At 69.4% G+C, this 15,457-nt stretch carries 13 protein-coding genes; 4 read left to right on the forward strand and 9 right to left on the reverse strand.

The features are described 5' to 3' along the window. Nucleotides 1–63 precede the first annotated feature (63 nt). From F0U44_RS02560 to F0U44_RS02570, 3 genes are all read left to right on the forward strand, one after another. A complete protein-coding gene (locus F0U44_RS02560; protein WP_149726672.1) occupies nt 64–1,104 on the forward strand; it encodes an LLM class F420-dependent oxidoreductase in 1,041 nt (346 codons plus the stop codon). A gap of 150 nt (nt 1,105–1,254) precedes the next feature. Next, complete coding sequence (locus F0U44_RS02565) at nt 1,255–3,387, forward strand: MMPL family transporter (protein ID WP_149726673.1); 2,133 nt, start codon at nt 1,255–1,257, stop codon at nt 3,385–3,387. An 85-nt stretch (nt 3,388–3,472) separates the two neighbouring features. Continuing rightward, nucleotides 3,473–6,022 carry a bifunctional FO biosynthesis protein CofGH gene (locus tag F0U44_RS02570; RefSeq protein WP_149726674.1) on the forward strand — a complete coding sequence of 850 codons (2,550 nt, stop codon included), beginning with the start codon at nt 3,473–3,475 and terminating at the stop codon, nt 6,020–6,022. Nucleotides 6,023–6,028: 6 nt separating this feature from the next. On the opposite strand, the gene F0U44_RS02575 is transcribed toward F0U44_RS02570, so the two are convergent. The 3 genes from F0U44_RS02575 to F0U44_RS02585 form a co-directional block, all read right to left on the reverse strand. After that, on the reverse strand, nt 6,029–7,462 hold the full coding sequence (locus F0U44_RS02575; RefSeq protein ID WP_149726675.1) for a sugar ABC transporter permease: 1,434 nt from the start codon (nt 7,460–7,462) through the stop codon (nt 6,029–6,031). A gap of 9 nt (nt 7,463–7,471) precedes the next feature. Further along, nucleotides 7,472–8,251: an ATP-binding cassette domain-containing protein gene (locus F0U44_RS02580; protein ID WP_149726676.1), complete on the reverse strand. Its 780-nt coding sequence runs from the start codon at nt 8,249–8,251 to the stop codon at nt 7,472–7,474. Between the two features lie 84 nt (nt 8,252–8,335). Continuing rightward, complete coding sequence (locus tag F0U44_RS02585) at nt 8,336–9,532, reverse strand: sugar ABC transporter substrate-binding protein (protein ID WP_149726677.1); 1,197 nt, start codon at nt 9,530–9,532, stop codon at nt 8,336–8,338. 156 nt (nt 9,533–9,688) lie between these two features. Here F0U44_RS02585 and F0U44_RS02590 point away from each other — a divergent pair, with 156 nt between their 5' ends. After that, nucleotides 9,689–10,861 (forward strand): ROK family transcriptional regulator, encoded by a 1,173-nt coding sequence (locus tag F0U44_RS02590; RefSeq protein ID WP_149726678.1) that lies wholly within the window; start codon nt 9,689–9,691, stop codon nt 10,859–10,861. A 9-nt stretch (nt 10,862–10,870) separates the two neighbouring features. Here the strand turns inward: F0U44_RS02590 and F0U44_RS22870 are convergent, their stop codons facing one another. From F0U44_RS22870 to F0U44_RS02615, 6 genes are read right to left on the reverse strand one after another with little or no spacing between them, the layout of a single operon-like run. Beyond that, on the reverse strand, nt 10,871–11,032 hold the full coding sequence (locus tag F0U44_RS22870) for a hypothetical protein (RefSeq protein WP_188113286.1): 162 nt from the start codon (nt 11,030–11,032) through the stop codon (nt 10,871–10,873). After that, nucleotides 11,029–12,042 (reverse strand): TIGR00180 family glycosyltransferase, encoded by a 1,014-nt coding sequence (locus F0U44_RS02595; RefSeq protein WP_149726679.1) that lies wholly within the window; start codon nt 12,040–12,042, stop codon nt 11,029–11,031. Before F0U44_RS02595 ends, F0U44_RS22870 begins: the two co-directional genes overlap by 4 nt. Next, on the reverse strand, nt 12,039–12,830 hold the full coding sequence (locus tag F0U44_RS02600) for a sulfotransferase (protein WP_149726680.1): 792 nt from the start codon (nt 12,828–12,830) through the stop codon (nt 12,039–12,041). The genes F0U44_RS02595 and F0U44_RS02600 overlap by 4 nt, the downstream gene beginning before the upstream one ends. Then, complete coding sequence (locus tag F0U44_RS02605; protein ID WP_149726681.1) at nt 12,830–13,435, reverse strand: DUF4126 domain-containing protein; 606 nt, start codon at nt 13,433–13,435, stop codon at nt 12,830–12,832. Before F0U44_RS02605 ends, F0U44_RS02600 begins: the two co-directional genes overlap by 1 nt. Nucleotides 13,436–13,475: 40 nt before the next feature. Then, nucleotides 13,476–14,576 carry an FAD-dependent oxidoreductase gene (locus F0U44_RS02610; RefSeq protein ID WP_149726682.1) on the reverse strand — a complete coding sequence of 367 codons (1,101 nt, stop codon included), beginning with the start codon at nt 14,574–14,576 and terminating at the stop codon, nt 13,476–13,478. Next, nucleotides 14,573–15,457, reverse strand: coding sequence for a DUF1295 domain-containing protein (locus tag F0U44_RS02615; RefSeq protein ID WP_149726683.1), 885 nt, complete (start codon nt 15,455–15,457; stop codon nt 14,573–14,575). Before F0U44_RS02615 ends, F0U44_RS02610 begins: the two co-directional genes overlap by 4 nt.

Consider the following 15,457-nt stretch of genomic DNA (forward strand, 5'->3'; position numbering starts at 1 on the left):
CATCGTGACAGTAATACTGTCACAGTTGTCGCTGCACTCTTACCGGACCCCTGAAGGAACCTGATGAAGCTCTCCAGCTCGTTGATGTACGCCGGCAACCCGCGGCAGGCGGCCGACCAGGTCGCCGCCCTCGAGGACGCCGGGCTCGACACCATCTGGGTGGCCGAAGCCTACGGCTTCGACTCCCCCACGCTGATGGGCTACCTCGCGGCCAAGACCGAGAAGATCGAGATCGGCTCCGCGATCCTCAACATCTACTCGCGCACCCCGAGCGCGCTGCTCCAGACCGCGGCCGGCCTCGACAACGTCAGTGGCGGCCGCGCCATCCTCGGTCTCGGCGCCTCCGGCCCGCAGGTCATCGAGGGCTTCCACGGCGTCCCCTACGCCAACCCGCTGGGCCGCACCCGCGAGATCGTCGACCTGGTCCGCCGCGGCCTGAAGAAGGAACGGCTCACCAACGACGGCATCTTCAAGCTCCCGCTGAGCAAGGAGGACGGCGCGGTCACCGGCATGGGCAAGGCGCTCAAGCTCCTCGTCCAGCCCGAGCGCGACAGCGTCCCGGTCTACATCGCGGCCCTCGGCAAGAAGTCCGTCGCCGGCACTGCTGAGTACGCCGACGGCTGGCTGCCGTTCCTCTACTACCCCGAGAAGGCCCAGCAGATCTGGGGCGAGGCCGTCGCGGCCGGCACGGCCAAGCGCGACGCCTCGCTCGCACCGCTCGAGGTCGTCGCCGGCGGCATGTGCGCCATCGGCGAGGGTCCCGAGACCAAGGCCCTCCTCGACTTCGCCCGCCCGTTGATCGCCCTGTACGTCGGCGGCATGGGCGCGCGCGGCAAGAACTTCTACAACGACCTCTTCTGCGAGTACGGCTTCGAGAAGGAGGCCAAGGAGATCCAGGACCTCTACCTCGACGGCAAGAAGGCCGAGGCCGAGGCACTGGTCCCGATGGAGTTCCTCGAGGCGATGAACCTGGTAGGCCCCGAGTCCTACGTCAAGGAGCGGATCGCAGCGTTCAAGGAATCCGGTGTCACCAACCTGCAGATCACGCCCGCGGTCGCCGACGAGCCTGCCCTGGTGCGCAAGATGAAGGAGCTCATCGCCTGAGCGATGTCACAAACCGCCCCGGCGAGGTGTCCTTTGGATGCCTCGCCGGGTCATTTTTGTTGGCATCCCCGATGAATTCCTGAGGTAATCAGGGTCGGATCCGGCGAAACCCTGATGCCGATGTCGGTTGTCCCTGAAAGGCTTCCCCCCATGCACCGTCAGATTGCCGGCAAGCTCACCGGCCCCATCACCAAATGGATCGTCCTCGTCGGCGTCCTGCTGATCGCAGGAGGACTCGGCTCGCTCGCCGGGAAGCTGATCGACGTCCAGAACAACGAGAACTCCTCCTGGCTCCCCGACAGCGCTGAGTCGACGAAGGCCATCGACAAGCTCGGGAAGTTCCAGGACGAATACGACGCCGGCACCGCCGTCGTCTTCTACCGCTCCTCGGGCCTGACGAAGGCCGACTTCCAGGCCATTGATGACCAGGCCGCGGAGATCGCCAAGATCGACCCCGACCACGTCACCAACGTGGTGACCCCCACCCAGGCACCGCAATACGTCTCCAAGGACGGCCAGGTCGCGCAGATGACCTTCAACGTCAACTACGGCGACAAGCTGTGGGAGGAGCTTCCCGACCTCAAGAAGGACATCGACGGCATCACCAGTCTCGACAGCGGCGGCAAGGTCTACCTCGCCGGCCTGGGCGGGCAATATGCCGACGCGTCGACGGTCTTCAGCTCGTTCGACAGCAAGCTGCTGCTCGTCACGCTGGCCATGGTCATCCTGATCTTGCTCTTCAGCTATCGCAGCCCGATCCTGTGGATCCTGCCCATCTTCAGCGCCGTGATCTCGCTCGGCGCATCGATGGGCCTGCTCTACCTGCTGGCCAAGAACACCAGCTTGACGGTCAACGGGCAGACACAATTCATCGTGACCGTGCTCGTCATCGGCGCCGGCACCGACTATGCGTTGCTCCTCATCGCCCGCTACCGAGAAGAGCTGCGGCGCCATGAGGACCGGCACGAGGCGATGGCCTTCGCCCTCCACCGCGCGGCTCCGGCGATCCTGGCGAGCGCGGCGACCGTGGCGATCGGTCTGCTCTGCCTGCTGTTCGCCGACCTCAACTCGACGGCCGGCCTCGGCCCGGCCAACGCGGTTGCAGTCGTCGTCACCGTGCTGGTGATGGTGACCCTGCTGCCGGCGCTCCTGGTCATCCTCGGCCGCTGGGTGTTCTGGCCGTTCGTCCCGCACTTCGGCACGGAGGAGCCCACGTCCTCGGGTCTGTGGGCGAAGGTCGGCAACTCGGTGTCCGGCAAGCCGCGCATCGTGTGGATCGGCACCGCGGTCGTGCTCGCCGCTCTCTGCACCGGCTTCTTCCGCCTCGACACCGGCGGCATCCCGAGCAACGAGCAGTACACGACCGACCAGGACTCCGTCCTCGGCCAGGAGCTCATGGTCGACCACGACCTCGTCGACAACAGCGCGCCGATCCAGGTGGTCGCCAACGCCGACAAGGCCGACGAGGTGGCCGCAGCGATCAAGGCCGCCGACATCAAGGGGGTCAAGGAGCCCGTCGTCGTCGCGGAGAAGGACGGCATCGCCCTCGTCAACGCCGACATCACGGTCGATCCCTACTCCAAGACGGCGCTCGACGCGGTCCTGGACGTCCGCAAGGCCGTGCACGCGGTCGACGGTGCTGACGCCCTGACGACCGGCGCGAGCGCGGTGACCGAAGACATCCTGGATGCCTCGTCGCGCGACAACAAGGTGATCATCCCGATCGTCCTGTTCGCGGTGTTCCTCATCCTGATGCTGCTCCTGCGATCGGTGCTCTCGCCGCTGCTGCTGATCGGGACGGTGATCCTGTCCTTCGGCGCGGCACTGGGCCTCTCCGGGTTCGTGTTCGACTTCATCTACGGTCACGAGCACACCGATCCCGGGTTCCCGCTGTGGGCGTTCGTGTTCTTGGTGGCCCTGGGCATCGACTACAACATCTTCTTGATGACCCGGGTCCGCGAAGAGACGGTCAACCACGGCACGCGGAAGGGCTCGCTCATCGCCCTCTCCTCCACCGGCGGCGTGATCACCTCGGCCGGCCTCGTCCTGGCAGCGACCTTCGCGGCGCTGGCGACGATGCCGCTGACCTTCACGCTGCAGCTCGGCACGACGATCGCGCTCGGGGTGCTCCTCGACACGATGATCGTCCGGTCGGTGCTGGTGACGGCGCTCAACCTCGACATCGGCGGCAAGATCTGGTGGCCGAGCAAGCTCGACACCGGTGAGCACGACGTGCCGGAGCCGGGCACCGAGCCCGAGCGGGAGAAGGTGCCCGCACTCTGACCCCGCGCTAGCAGGTGTCCACGACGGACCCCTATCGGACTAGAACTTGTTCTAGTTTCGGTAGGGGTCCGTTAGTCTTGGGGCGATGTCCGAGCAGCCCACCCCCCAGCAGATCCGCCGCGCCCTGGCCCGTGCCGAGCGCGGCGCCGCGCTCGATGTCACCGAGGCCGCGGCGCTGCTGGCGGCGACCGGGGACGACCTGGATCGACTGACGGCTGCCGCTGCCAAGGTGCGGGACGCCGGGCTCGTCGCGGCGGGCCGCGACGCGGTGGTGACCTACTCCCCCAAGGTGTTCATCCCGATCACCCGGCTGTGCCGCGACAAGTGCCACTACTGCACGTTCGTCGAGACACCGAAGCAGGCTGCACGCGAGGGGCGGGCGCCGTACCTCTCGCCCGACGAGATCCTTGCGATCGCAGCCCAAGGCGCTGAGCTCGGCTGCCTGGAGGCGCTCTTCACCCTCGGCGACCGCCCAGAGGACCGCTGGCCCGAGGCGCGGGCGTGGCTCGACGAGCAGGGCTACGACTCGACGCTCGCCTACATCCGCGCGATGGCGATCCGGGTGCTCGAGGAGACCGGGCTGCTGCCCCACCTCAATCCCGGCGTGATGTCGTGGGAGGAGCTCAACCGCCTCAAGCCGGTCTCCCCGTCCATGGGGATGATGCTCGAGACCACCTCTCGGCGGCTCTTCGAGACCAAGGGCGAGGCCCACCACGGCTCCCCCGACAAGGACCCCGACGTCCGGCTGCGCGTCCTGGAGGACGCCGGGCGCCACTCCATCCCGTTCACCACCGGCTTGCTGGTGGGCATCGGCGAGACGCTCGAGGAGCGGGCGGAGACGATCTTCGCGCTGCGTCGTACGTCGCGCGCCTACGGCGCCGTCCAGGAAGTCATCGTCCAGAACTTCCGCGCCAAGCCCGACACGGCGATGCGGCACACCGACGACCTCGACCTGGATGAATACCGCGCGGCGATCGCCGTCACCCGGATCGTCCTCGGACCCAAGGCCCGCGTGCAGGCACCGCCCAACCTGGTCGACCTCGAGGAGTGCCGACTCCTGCTCGGCGCCGGGGTCGACGACTGGGGCGGGGTCAGCCCGCTGACGCCCGACCACGTCAACCCGGAGCGGCCGTGGCCCTCCCTCGAGCGGCTCCGCTCGATCACCGCCGAGTGCGGCTTCGAGCTCAAGGCCCGGCTCACGGTCCACCCGGAATACGTCACCGGCTCGCTCACCGGCGGCCAGGCGTGGATCGACCCCCGGGTGCACGCCCACGTCGCCGCGCTCGCCGGTCCCGACGGGCTCGCGATCCCTGACGTGAAGCCGCAGGGCCTGCCCTGGCAGGAGCCCGACGGCGGCTTCGAGTCCCTGGGCCGCACCGACCTCCACACCGCGGTCGACACCGAGGGCCGCACCGACGACCGCCGCAGCGACTTCGGAAGCGTCTACGGCGATTGGGACGAGGTTCGTGAGGCGGCGGCCCACACCGGTGGTTTCGAGGCTCGCTCCACTCGCACCTCAACCAACGGCAAGGAAGCGCTCGCCGCTGCCGAGAAGGACCCCGGCAACCTCTCCGACGAGCACGCGCTGACCCTGATGACGGCCGAGGGCGACCTGCTCCGCGAGGTCGTCCGGCTGGCTGACGAGCTGCGCAAGGAGACGGTCGGCGACGACGTCACCTACGTCGTCAACCGGAACATCAACTTCACCAACATCTGCTACGTCGGCTGCCGCTTCTGCGCGTTCGCGCAGCGCAAGACCGACGCCGACGCTTACTCGTTGTCCTACGAGCAGGTCGCCGACCGCGCCCAGGAGGCGTGGGACCTCGGCGCGACCGAGGTCTGCATGCAGGGCGGCATCGACCCCGAGCTGCCCGCGACGGCCTACTTCGACCTGGTCGCCGCGGTGAAGCAGCGGGTGCCGGAGATGCACGTCCACGCGTTCTCCCCCATGGAGGTCGTCAACGGCACGGCCCGCACGGGCCTGTCGATCGAGGACTTCCTCATCAAGGCCCGCGAGGCCGGCCTCGGCTCGCTGCCGGGCACCGCCGCGGAGATCCTCGACGACGAGGTCCGCTGGGTGCTGACCAAGGGCAAGCTTCCCGCCCGCACCTGGGTCGAGATCGTCTCTACCGCGCACCGGCTGGGGATCCCGACGACCAGCACGATGATGTACGGCCACGTCGACAACCCGCGGCACTGGGTCGGCCACCTCAACGTCCTCCGGGGCATCCAGGACACTGCCCGCGCCAACAACAGCCGCGGCTTCACCGAGTTCGTGCCGCTCCCGTTCGTCCACACGAGCGCGCCGATCTACCTCGCCGGAGTCGCCCGCCCGGGCCCGACGCTGCGCGACAACCTCGCCGTCCACGCGATGGCGCGGATCATGCTCCACGGCCGGATCTCCAACATCCAGACCAGCTGGGTCAAGCTCGGCGTCGACGGCACCCGCGCGATGCTCACCGCCGGCGCCAATGACGTCGGCGGCACCCTGATGGAGGAGACCATCAGCCGGATGGCCGGCTCCGAGCACGGCTCCGCGAAGACCGTCGAGGAGCTCGTCGAGATCGGCGCCGGGATCAACCGTCCGGTGCGCGAGCGCACGACGACGTACGGCGTCCCGCCCGTCCGCGCCTGACGCGACTCAGCCGCGGGCGGACCGGCGGCGCGAGACGGCGTCGACGGCTGCGGCGATCAGCAGGACCACACCGGTGATGACCTGCTGCCACTGCGGGTCGAGGCTGGTCTTGAGCAGCAGCCCGTTGGGGATGATCGCGATGACGAGGGCACCCAGGATCGCGTCGCGCGGGCGACCGCGGCCGCCGAAGAGCGAGGTGCCGCCGATGACCGCCGCGGCGACCGAGAACAGCAGCACGTTGCCGGACCCCAGGTCGAGAGAGGCCGACGACTGCGACGACGCCAGCATGATGCCGCCCAGCGCACCGAAGGCCGAGCAGAGCGCGAACGCGGTGACCTTCATGTGGACCACGTCGATGCCGGCGCGTCGTGCGGCCTCGATGTTGCCGCCGGTTGCGTAGAGGTGCCGGCCCCAGGTGGTCTTGGTGAGGACGAAGGTGCATCCGATCATCAGCACGATCGCGATCGCAGCCGGCACCGGGATGCCCTGGATGACCTTGAAGGGGTTGGTGTTGCGGTTCTGCGAGGCCCACGCGGTCACGAGGACCGCGACCGTGGCGATCACAGCGCCGCGCGCGAGCACCAGGCCCATCGTCTCGTGCGCGAGGCCGGCCGCCTTGGCACGCACCGACCGCAGCACGGTGTAGGCGAGGTAGCCCGAGACGATCACGGTGACGAAGATCCAGCTGTTGGTGACGCTGAGGTTGCCGTAGGTGAGGTCGTGCCACAGCTCGTAGTTGGACGTGTTGACCGGCTGGCCGCTCAGGGCGAACTGCAGCACGCCCTGCCAGGCCAGGAAGAGAGCGAGGGTCACGACGAAGCTCGGGATCCCGACCTTGGCCACGAGATAACCGTTGAAGATGCCGATCGCGGCGCCGATGCACACGGCCGCGATCAGTGCCGGCACCAGGTGCTGGGTCTGGTTGGTCAGCACCAGCACGAGCCCGAGGAGCACGACGACGGCGCCCGCGTAGGTCTTGAGCCAGACCGCCAGCCCGACGACCAGCGCCATGCCGATGACGATCGCCCAGTAGAGGGTGCCGGGCAGGCCGTCGTGGAGGTTGCCCTTGAAGACACCCACGGCCGCGAAGGCCGCACACGCCCCTCCGGCGGTGCCGGCCGACAGGTCGATCTCGCCGAGCAGGAGCACGAACACCAGGCCCATCGCGATGACGGCGATGTAGGCGCCCTGCCCCGGGATGTTGCCGATGTTGTAGGCCGACAGGAACTGGTCGCTCACCTGGCTGAAGAGGATCACCAAGACGATGAGGCCGAGCACCGACGGAAGGGCGCCGGGGTCTCCGCTGCGCAGCTTGCCGAACCAGGCGCGGACGGCCTCGCGGATGCTCATCTCCTCGACATCGAGCGAGAAGGCGCTCGCGCGCTCCGGCGCGGGCAGCGCGCCGGCCTCGACGCGGGTCTGCGGGGTCTCGGGTGTCATCTCGCCCTCTCAGATGTTCTCGCTGGCGACCGCGGCGGTCAGCCCGACCTCGCCGCTGCGCCCGGACGTGATGAGCTCGACGATCTGCGTGGTCGTGGTGCCCTTCGTCGGCACCTCCGCCGCGAGCCGCCCCAGGTAGAGAGCGGCGACCCGGTCGGCGACCTCCACGACGTCGTTCATGTTGTGCGAGATGAAGACGACCCCGCAGCCCTGGTCGGCGAGCCGGCGGACCAGGTCGAGGACCTCCCGCGTCTGCGCGACGCCGAGCGCCGCGGTGGGCTCGTCGAGGAAGACGATCTTGCTGTTCCAGAGCACGGCACGCGCGATCGCGACGGTCTGCCGCTGGCCGCCCGACAGGCTGGCCACCAGCTGCCGCACCGAGGAGACGGTCCGCACCGAGAGCGAGGCGAGCGTCTCCCGCGCCCGGCGCTCCATCTCGCCGTCGGAGAGCAGCGATCCGAAGCGACGGATCTCGCGGCCGAGGAACATGTTCTGGGTGATGTCGAGGTTGTCGGCGAGCGCGAGGTCCTGGTAGACGAACTCGAGGCCGAGCGCGGTGGCGTCGCGCGGGTCGTTGAGCGTGACCGGGCGCCCCTCGAAGCGGATCTCGCCGCTGTCGATGCCGTGGATGCCGGCGATGCACTTCACCAGCGTCGACTTGCCGGCTCCGTTGTCGCCGACCAGCGCCGTGACCTCACCGGGGTAGACGTTGAAGTCGACGTCGTGCAGCACGTGGACGGGACCGAAGCTCTTGTTGAGCTTGGAGATCTGCAGGATCGGGTCGGACACGTCGGCTCTCCTTCGGTCACGGACGGGGTGGACCTGCTCCCGGGGCGACGCTAGCCGCCCCGGGAGCCTGTCGACAGGGGTCGGTCAGGACAGGCCGAGCTTGGCGCAGTCGTCCTCGATGCCCGCACAGAGCTCGTCGAGGTCGAGGGCGCCGGCGTCGATGATGTCCTGCACGTTGGCCTGTGTGATGACCTGCGCCGGCAGCAGCAGCGCCTGCAGGTCGTGGTCGGGAGCCTCCGGGTCCTCGAACGGCGCGAGCGTCATGCCCGCGTCGGCCGGGTCGGTGCCCTGGATCAGCGCGATGGCGAGCTGCGAGGCGGCGGTCGCCTCGAGCGTGACGTCCTTGAAGATCGTCATGCTCTGCTTGCCCGTGATGATGTTCTGCAGACCCTCGACGCTGGCGTCCTGGCCGGTCAGCACGACGTGACCGTCGAGGCCACGGTTCTTGAGCACACCGTTGACGGCGTTGGCGATGTCGTCGTTGGCAGCGACGACGCCCTGGACGTCGCCCCCGGCGGAGGTGAGCGCCTGGTCGAACGCCGGGGCGGCGTTCTCGACGTCCCAGCCCTTGACCGTCGCCTCGGCGACGATCTCGATGTCACCTGCGTCGGCCAGCGGGTCCAGCACGGAGTGGGCACCCTTCTGGAAGAGCACCGCGTTGTTGTCGACGTCGGTGCCGCCGTTCATCATGATGATCTTCGGCTTCTCGATGTCCTGCGCCTCGAGGCAGTCGACCAGCGTCTGGGCCTGCAGGCGGCCGACGTCCTCGTTGTCGAAGGACACGTAGTAGGGCGCGGTGCCGCCGAGGTTGACCCGGTCGTAGTCGATCACGTCGACGCCGGCCGCGGCCGCTTCCTGCTCGACGCCGGCGCCGGACGCCGCGTCGATCGAGTCGATGATGAGGACGTCGACGCCCTGGCCGATCATGTTCTGCGCGATCGACGCGAACTTGTTCTTGTCGCCCTGCGCGTTCTGGACGTCGGCCTCGATGCCGGCGTCGCCGAGCGCCTGGGTGAGCAGCGGGGCGTCGTAGAGCTCGTAGCGGGTCGACGACGTGGTGTCGGGCAGGATCACGCCGACCTTGCCGGAGGCCTTCTCGGCCGTGCCTTCCGCGGGCGGCGCGGCCGCACTCGTCGGCGGGCTGTCGAGCGAGCAGGCGGAGACGATGTCGGCGGAGGCATCGTTGCCGCCTCCGTCGTCGTCGCTGCAGGCGGTCAGCAGCGCGGCACCTAGGAAGGTGACGGCTGAGAGGGCCGCGGCGCGGCGTAGAGATGTAGTCATGGTTCTCCTCGACTGAGCTGGGGGCCGATGGGTCCGAGTGTCGACGGTCACACCCTTGTCGTCAAGACTTGAACACAAAAACGTGAAATTGATCGATCTGACGCCATTAATGAATGGATCTTGACTGTTTAGGGTCCCTATGGGCACAGTTCCGCCATGACCCCCGCCCGCAGCGACGCCGCCCCCGGCTCGACCTCGTCCCTGCGCGCGGCCAACCAGCGGCGGGTGCTCGACGCGTTGCGCACCGCTGCGCCCGACGGCGCTGACGGCACCGTCTTCACGCAGGCAGAGCTCGCCCGGACGACCGGTCTGGCTCCCGCGACGGTGTCCAACATCGTGCGTGACCTGGGCGCAGCGGGCCTCATCGACACCGAGGCGGGCAGCGGGCGGCGCGGGTCCGCCGTACGCCTGTCTCCCCGTGCCGGCGTGGTCGCCGGCATCGACTTCGGGCACAGCCACCTCGCCGTGGCGATCGGCGACCTCACCGGCCGGATCCTGGCCGAGGAGCGCCGCCGGATCGCGCCCGACATCAGCCACGGCGAGGCGCTCGAGATGGCCGTCGAGATGACCCAGAGCCTGCTGCCCGAAGGGGCGACACTCCGCCACGTCGGGCTGGGCCTCCCGGCCCCGATGACGGCCGCCGTCATCCAGACCGCGTCGATCTTCCCGGGATGGCGCGGCATCGACGCGCGCGACACCGCCGTCGAGGCATTCGGCGCACCGGTCAAGGTCGACAACGACGCCAACCTCGCCGCTCTGGCCGAGCAGCGCGTCGGCGCCGGCCGCGGCCACGACAGCTCGGTCTGCGTCAAGATCTCCTCAGGCGTCGGCGCGGGGATCATCATCAACAACGCGCTCTTCCGCGGCACCGCCGGCAGCGCCGGTGAGCTCGGGCACCTGACCTTCGACGAGCAGGGTCCGCTCTGCCGCTGCGGCAGCCGCGGCTGCCTGGAGACCTACACGTCGGTGGGCGCCGTGCAGTCGATGATCGCCGGTCAGCTGCCCGACGCGACGCTCGACGAGATCGTCGCCGCAGCGCGCCGGGGCGACGTCTCGGCCCGCCGGGCCCTGGAGGATGCCGGGCTCCACCTCGGTTGGGGGCTGGCCGCCATCGTCAACATCCTCAACCCGTCGGTGATCGTCGTCGGCGGCGAGATGGCCCGAGCCGGAGACCTCCTGCTGGAGTCGGTGCGGATCGGCCTGCGGCGTCACGCTCTCGACCCGGTGGCGCTCACGCCCGTCGAGGCGAGCGCGCTCGGCGAACGAGCCAGCCTCATCGGAGCGGTCCTGCTCGCCGCCGAGAGCACCGAGCTGTTGCTCGACGCCTGAGCCGAGGCGTCAGCCCTGGTCGGCAGCCTTCTTGCGCGCCGCCTGCGGCCCGTCCTCGAGCGCGAGGAAGTCGGGGAAGGACACCCGGAGCCGCAGCCCGAGCTCCTCCATCAGGTCGACGGGAGGCGCCGGGGCGGCCGGTGCTGCCGGGGTGTCGGGCGACTGGGTCATCGCAGTCCTGCCTGTGCGAGGTTGGCCGAGGACGTGGTGATCTGCTGGATCCGCTCGGCGATGAAGGCGAACCGGTCAGCGTGCTGGGCTCGCGCCGCGGTGCCCTCGGTGAACAGGTCGGCGAACAACTGGCGCGCGTTGTCGACCATCGGCGTCTTGTAGGGCGCCTTGTCGACGAAGCCGACGACCTGGTGGGTCGGCGCACCGGCCAGGGCCGCCGTACGGCGTCCGATCACCGAGCTCAGCACGTCGCGCACCTGGGCCTCGTCGAAGCCCGGCGCGCGCGAAGCGTGCTCGAGGGCGGCGTCGTGCATCGCCAGCACCTGGTCGGCACCGCGGAGGTAGGCCAGCGGCTCATCGACGGAGGGTCGGTCGTCGACGTAGTTGCTCGTGCAGACGAAACCGACCTCGGGAATCGCGAAGTACTGCCCGGCGGCGACGTCGATCAGGCCGACGCCGAGCTCGTAGAAGCTGCGGAAGTACCAGCTCTTGAGGAACTCCAGACGCGCGATGACGTGCTCCCGGCGGGCGACGCCGTAGCTGGTCGGGAAGGGCAGCGAGCCGAAGACCCGCATCCGCTGGGCCGGGTTGTCGGCGTTGATGTGGCGTACGACGTCGAGCCGCGCGCTCGCTCGGCCGGGACCGGTGACGTCGAGGTGCACGAGGTGGCCGCCGGCGCACATCGCCTCGGGCTTCTCGATGAGTCGCTTGCGCGCCTTCTCGAGGGTCTCGAGCACCGGGTAGTTGTCGTCGGCGCCCATGATGACGAACTGCCGGTCGATCGAGCTCAACGCGCGCAGCAGCCGCTCGAAGACGGGCAGGTCCTCGTCGTAGGGCTGGTAGTCGACCGCGACCTGCGCCTCGCCCACCGCCTGCTGGTTGAGCTCCTTGGCCTCGGCCGTGCTCCCGTCAGCGACGACGAGCTCGGCGCGCGGGTAGAAGCGCCCGTAGTAGTCGAGCACGGCCCGTAGCGATGCCGGCCGGTTGGCGGTCGGGATGACGATCTTCATGCGATGCCGATCGGGCCGAAGTCCACGTCGGGATAGTAGTTGCAGTAGGACTCCACCCGGGCCCGCAGGTCGGGGCCGATGACCTCGCCGCGGCCCGTCGTACCGACGTTCTTGCGCACGTTTCCGCCCGATGCCTTCTCGAGCGCGTCGGCGATGCCGTCGTTGTTCCAGGGCAGCTGCCCGGCCTTGAGGATCCGGCGCAGCTCGCTGTGCGGGTCGGCGATGAGGTCCTCGTAGGTGACGAGCACCTTCTGCTCGGCCTTGGCCCAGCTGACGTAGAAGTGGAGGTACCACGGCACGGCCATGTCGACGAGGAACGCATACATCCGCTCGGGCTCCCAGCCGATCATCGACTCGTCGACGTAGGCGGCCGCGGTGTGGGGCGAGTCGTTGACGAAATGGTCGCGGAGGCTGACCAGGATGTCGTAGATGTTGCGCACCAGGCAGACCGGCACGATGCCGTAGCGATCGATGAGCGTCTGGGTCTCGTGGGTGTGCTTGACGTGGTTCTGCGCCACCCAGGCCCGCGGTCGGTCCGGGCTGACCAGCAGACCCTGGTCGAAGGCGCGCCGCAGCGTCTGGGTCGCCCCGAAGGCCCGCTGGATCTCCGCCTCGCTCAGCTCCTGCTCGCGCCGGGCGTAGGACGGCACGACGTGCTCGCGGCGATAGCCGGGGAGGTTGGAGAGCGCGGCGGACAGGAAGGTCGACCCGCTCTTCGGCATGCACGCCACGAGGACAGCCCGGGAGTTGGCGCCTGGGGTGGCCGGTGCGCCTGATGTGGTGGTCATCAGGTCGAGACGCTATCAATCCCCTTCCGGCGGGCCCGCCACGCCCGGAACCGCCGCCACCCACGGCGCACCGCGCGGATCGCGAACCAGAGCACCACCAGCCCGGTCACGAGGAAGAACGCGGCGATCGAGGCCGCGATGTAGGGGTGCGCGATGGCGAAGGAGGCCACGACGAGGACCACCACGTCCTCGGTCGCGCTCACCGTGATGTTGCTGAACGGCTCCGGCACGCTGTTGATGGCCAACCGGGTGCCCGCCTTGACCGAGTGCGACCCCAGCGCGGTGGTGCCGCCGACCGCACCACCGACGAGGGCGTCCATCGACGCGGAGTCGCCGGCCAGGAGCACGCCGATCACGCCGCCGACCAACGGCCGGATGATCGTCGACACCACGTCCCACGCAGAGTCGAGGTAGGGCACCTTGTCGGCGAAGAACTCGAAGCCGTACATCACCACCGCGACCGCCAGCACCTCCCAGCGGCCGAGCTCGTCAGGGATCTGCGCGAACCCACCGATCCGGTCGGCGATGCCGAGCACCAGCACGACCAGGTAGGCGTTGACGCCGCTGGCCCAGCCGCTGGCGAAGGTGAGCGCGAGGGACTCCACGCCCGCAGGCTAGTCGTGTCGGCGGACGAGCGGCCCGTTCTTAGCGGCGGATGCCCTTGTAGATCGCGCGTCGCACGACCCACGGCTGCAACGTCGGCCAGGCCGGGATCGTGAAGCGTTGGCCCGACGGCGCGAAGACCTCCAGGCGATTGCGGTGCGGCCCGAGCACCGAGCCCCACCGGGCGCCAGGCGGCTTGAAGCTGTCGAGTCGGCGGCCGGCGAGGTGCGCGCGGATGTTGCGGGCGAGGAGGTGGTCGGCGCGGCTACGGGCCGAGGCTCGCAGCGGATCGGTGGAGGCGATGTCGCCGATGGCGAACACCTCGGGGCGCCCGGGTGCTTGCAGCGTCGGGAGTACGGCGACGAACCCGTCCTCGTCGAGGAGCTCGCCGGGGAGCCAGCCGCTGTTGGGCTTGAGCCGGCCGATCGTCCACAGGACCGCGTCGGCGTTGGTCGGCTCCTGTCCGGTGCTCCAGGCCACCGGCCCCTCGGTGATCCGGTCGAGCTCGAATCCGTCGGGCACCACGGCGCGGTGCCCCGGGTGCAGGCCGACGCCGGCGTCGGTCAGCCGACCGCGGACGTGGGACCACACCCGCGGGTGGTGGTGCGGCAGGGCGCGATCGCCCGGGAAGTGCAGGTCGACGCGCATCGCGGGCCAACGGGTCTTGAGATGGAGCGCGCTGCTCACTGCAGCGGCACCGCCACCGATGACGACGACCGATCCGGCGTCGGCAAGCCGCTCGTGGGCGTCGAGCAGGTCCGCCTCGATCTCATCGACGCTCTGGACGTGCGGACGACGCCAGAAGCCGTTGCTGGCCCCGGTCGCGATCACCAGGACGTCGTACGTCTCGAGCTGGGCGGAGCCGTCGGGAAGCGTCACCGCGACCTCGCGTCCCTCGAGGTCGAGGGAGGTCAGGGTGCCGTGGACGGTGCGCACTTTGTCGAGCCGGCGGTAACGGTCGAAGGTGTTCCAGTACTGGTCGGCCCACTCGTCGGGTCGCGCGAGCCGCATCCCGAGCTCCTGGCCGCTCACGAGGCCCGGCTTGGAGGAGATGCCGACGACGTCGGCGTGCCGAGCGAGGTGGATGGCGGTCAGGAGTCCGCTGTCGCCGAGACCGGCGACGACCACGCGGGGGCGAGTCACGCCTGGGCCCGTCGTCGCGGCGGCCGCGGGACCAGCATCGGCACCCGGTCGATGACGTCCTGGTAGGACGGGCGGCGTTCGAGGCTGCGCTGCTCCATCATCGGGATGCTGGCCCCGAGGAACATCGCCAGCATCGCGAGGCCGCCGACGATCACCCACCACCAGTCGCCCGGCGAAGCCGCGATGGCGAACAACGCGAGCGACCACCAGAAACTGATCTCGCCGAAGTAATTCGGGTGGCGCGACCAGGCCCACAGCCCGCGATCCATCGCCTGGCCGGCCTGGCGCTGCGCGATGAAGCGCCGCATCTGGCCGTCGGCGACGTAGGCCAGGAGCACAGCGCCGAGTCCGATCACCAGAGCGACCGCGTCGAGCCAGCCGGCGTCCCGGCCAGGGAGAGCGACCGCGACATAGACGGGGACCATGCCGAGGAACACCTGGAACGTCGGCACGACGTGGATCCCGACCAGGTCGACGACGGCCTCGAGCTTGCCTGCGCGCTCACGGAGCAGCGGGTAGCGCCAGTCCTCGTGGTGGAGGCCGGGGAAGTCGACGAGCCAGTTGCCGGTGAGGCGGATCGCCCAGGCTGCGATCACCGCGAGCACCAACCACGTGCGCAGGTCGTCGCCCGCGCCGTCGCTCGCGATCACCCAGTAGGCCGCGAGGTAGGGCGGGAGCACGCTCCAGTACGCGTCGTAGAAGCTGGAGTTGTGGTGCATCCGGCTCGCCGCGAAGACCACGAGCGTTGCCCACAGGTCGGCGATCAGGCCATCAAGCCACAGGTGGTCGGTGTCAGGGCCCCAGACCAGCCAGGCGGTGGCGACGCCGAACGCGACGACGTAGGACGCTGCGACCCGCGCGACGGACTCGGCCTTGCTCAT

The organism is Nocardioides humilatus, from assembly GCF_008373755.1.
GTDB lineage: Bacteria > Actinomycetota > Actinomycetes > Propionibacteriales > Nocardioidaceae > Nocardioides > Nocardioides humilatus.

Excerpts from the sequence above, each read along its gene's own strand:
- F0U44_RS02560 (WP_149726672.1), top strand. The coding sequence starts at position 64 with ATGAAGCTCTCCAGCTCGTTGATGTACGCCGGCAACCCGCGGCAGGCG.
- F0U44_RS02565 (WP_149726673.1), top strand. The coding sequence starts at position 1,255 with ATGCACCGTCAGATTGCCGGCAAGCTCACCGGCCCCATCACCAAATGG.
- F0U44_RS02570 (WP_149726674.1), top strand. The coding sequence starts at position 3,473 with ATGTCCGAGCAGCCCACCCCCCAGCAGATCCGCCGCGCCCTGGCCCGT.
- F0U44_RS02575 (WP_149726675.1), bottom strand. The coding sequence starts at position 7,462 with ATGACACCCGAGACCCCGCAGACCCGCGTCGAGGCCGGCGCGCTGCCC.
- F0U44_RS02585 (WP_149726677.1), bottom strand. The coding sequence starts at position 9,532 with ATGACTACATCTCTACGCCGCGCCGCGGCCCTCTCAGCCGTCACCTTC.
- F0U44_RS02590 (WP_149726678.1), top strand. The coding sequence starts at position 9,689 with ATGACCCCCGCCCGCAGCGACGCCGCCCCCGGCTCGACCTCGTCCCTG.
- F0U44_RS22870 (WP_188113286.1), bottom strand. The coding sequence starts at position 11,032 with ATGACCCAGTCGCCCGACACCCCGGCAGCACCGGCCGCCCCGGCGCCT.
- F0U44_RS02595 (WP_149726679.1), bottom strand. The coding sequence starts at position 12,042 with ATGAAGATCGTCATCCCGACCGCCAACCGGCCGGCATCGCTACGGGCC.
- F0U44_RS02600 (WP_149726680.1), bottom strand. The coding sequence starts at position 12,830 with ATGACCACCACATCAGGCGCACCGGCCACCCCAGGCGCCAACTCCCGG.
- F0U44_RS02615 (WP_149726683.1), bottom strand. The coding sequence starts at position 15,457 with ATGAGCAAGGCCGAGTCCGTCGCGCGGGTCGCAGCGTCCTACGTCGTC.